Origin of the sequence: Sphingomonas sp. FUKUSWIS1, from assembly GCF_000733135.1 — a bacterium.
Lineage (GTDB): Bacteria > Pseudomonadota > Alphaproteobacteria > Sphingomonadales > Sphingomonadaceae > Sphingomonas > Sphingomonas aerolata.
Genome location: NZ_JPJC01000206.1, coordinates 81,944 through 84,022 on the forward strand (window position 1 = coordinate 81,944; position 2,079 = coordinate 84,022).

2 protein-coding genes and 1 pseudogene are annotated in these 2,079 nt (G+C 70.1%); all 3 read right to left on the bottom strand.

Annotated features, from left to right (window positions below; all coding sequences use genetic code 11):
- Positions 1–69: 69 nt before the first annotated feature.
- The gene (locus sphsw_RS12580; protein ID WP_235188390.1) at positions 70–1,155 is read right to left on the bottom strand and encodes an NAD(P)/FAD-dependent oxidoreductase; all 1,086 of its coding nucleotides are present in this window, start codon (positions 1,153–1,155) and stop codon (positions 70–72) included.
- Positions 1,152–1,850, bottom strand: a complete 699-nt coding sequence (locus tag sphsw_RS12585) for a methyltransferase domain-containing protein (protein ID WP_031440918.1) — start codon at positions 1,848–1,850, stop codon at positions 1,152–1,154. Before sphsw_RS12585 ends, sphsw_RS12580 begins: the two co-directional genes overlap by 4 nt.
- Positions 1,844–2,079: pseudogene (locus sphsw_RS12590) on the bottom strand (type III polyketide synthase); the annotation flags it as partial. The gene sphsw_RS12585 and the pseudogene sphsw_RS12590, both read right to left, overlap by 7 nt.

Consider the following 2,079-nt stretch of genomic DNA (forward strand, 5'->3'; position numbering starts at 1 on the left):
TGTGCGCCCGCGGCACGCGCACTCCGCCCGGCGTTTCGTCGACAGTATTCATCGCCGCGCGACGGCGCGTCACGCGCCGATCCGGGTCGCCTGCGCGAGCATCCGGATCAGTACGGGATGCGCGAAGGGAATCAGCTGGGCTGCACCGCGGCTTTCGGCCACCCGGCGCACCGCGCCCGCCACCCCGATCGGCCGCGCGAGCGTCCGCGCCAACTGCTGCTGCCATGCCGCTGCGCCCCCTGCCCCGTCGGTGCGATAGGCGCGCGCGGCAGCGAGTCCGCTGGCCAGCGCGATGCCCATGCCCTCGCCCGCCAGCGAGGGGATCACCCCCGCCTGATCGCCCAGCCTGTACTGCCCCGCCTGCCCCGTCGTCTGGCGCCAGCCATAGGGGACGTTGGCGATCGCATCGATCGTCGCATCCGGCGCGATCGCGGCGACCCATTCGCCAAGCACAGGCATTGCGCGGCCGAGCTCGGCGAGCAGATCCGCCGGCGTTCCCGCTTCCTGCAACCGCGAGCGATGTACTGCCATGCACAGATTCGCGCTGCCATCCTCCTGCATCGCAAGGCCGGCATAGCCCCGGTCGAAGAGATACAGGTCGATCTGCCCCGCCAGCGCTCGGGCCATCGCCGGCGGGGGCATGATGCGGACGCGTATCCCGAGCGTCGGATCTGTGCCGCGGGCGCTTGCCGGCCGTGCGGTCCCGCGGACATCCGACTTGCCGTTCGCCAGGAACAGCGCGGGCGCGGCGATCACCGCGCCATCGGCGGTCCGCACCTGGCCGTCTTCGATCGCCCGGACGGTCACCCCGCGTTCGATCGCTGCGCCCTGCGCCACCGCGGCGGCGAGCAGAACGGTATCGAGCCGCCGTCGCGATACCGATAGCGCAGGCCTTGGCAGCGCGGCATGCGCGACGTGGCTACCGGCGAAGATCCGGACGGTCGTCGTTCGCGCCGGGTTGAGCTGATCAGGATCGATTCCCAGCCTCGCCAGCGTATCGAGCGTCCGCCAGCTCAGGAACCCGCCGCACAAGGCGTCGCCCGTCTCGCGGCTACGCTCGATCAATAGATGCGGCAGGCCCGCGCGTGCAAGCTCGATCGCGACCGCCGCCCCTGCCGGCCCGCCGCCGACGATCAGCGCGCGCGTCGCGGTCACCGCAGCCGTTCGACGCACAGTCGGAACGGGAACGCCCGGAACACGCGCGCACCGCGGATCCCCGCCTCGTCGAGGATCGCCGGCCATTCGTCGGGCCGGTACGACCGCGCGATCGACAGCGTCCCGTCGTGACGCACCATCGGATGCCAGCGCGCGAGCCGTGCGAGAATCGGAAATCCGCGATGCGCAAACCCGTGGCGATGCAGATCGTTGATCAGCCAGCATCGCGCATGCGTGTCCATGAACCGCAGAAAGGCGATCAGTTGCGCATGGCTCATATGGTGCGCGACCAGGCTGCTGACGATCGCATCCCAGCGGGGTTCCCCACCCGTCTTACCGGCAAGATCGGCGTAATCCCCCGTGACATAGCGGATCGTCGATCCCGTGTCCGTATGCATGCGCGCGGCCTGTTCGCTGCGGGGATTGAGGTCGACCCCGACCAGTTCGGTGTCCACGCCTCGCCTGCCTGCCCAGCGCTCGATCGTCCTCAGCATGTCGCCATCGCCGAACCCGACATCGAGCAGCCTCAGCCGTGTCCGCCCCGCGATGACCCGCTTCAGAAAGGCAAGCGTCGGACGCGCCGCCATCGTCACGACATTCACCTTCGCGAGATCGGCGACCACCGCGGCATAGGTCTCCGGCGACAGGTCGTCGGAGTCCATCAGTTCCTCGGCTTGCGCCCGCGTCGTCAGCATCGCGGTGCGCTTCGGAAGCCGATACCCTCGGCTGCGAGACCCGGGCCGAACGCCAGCGCAACGCCGCGGGCGATGTCCGGCCCGGCGAGCAACCGCTGCAGCACGAACATCAGCGTCGCCGACGACATGTTGCCGTTCGCCGACAGCACCGCGCGCGACGCGTCGAGTGCATCCGCCGGGAGCGTCAGGGCATGCTCGACCGCATCGAGGATCGATCGCCCGCCGGCAT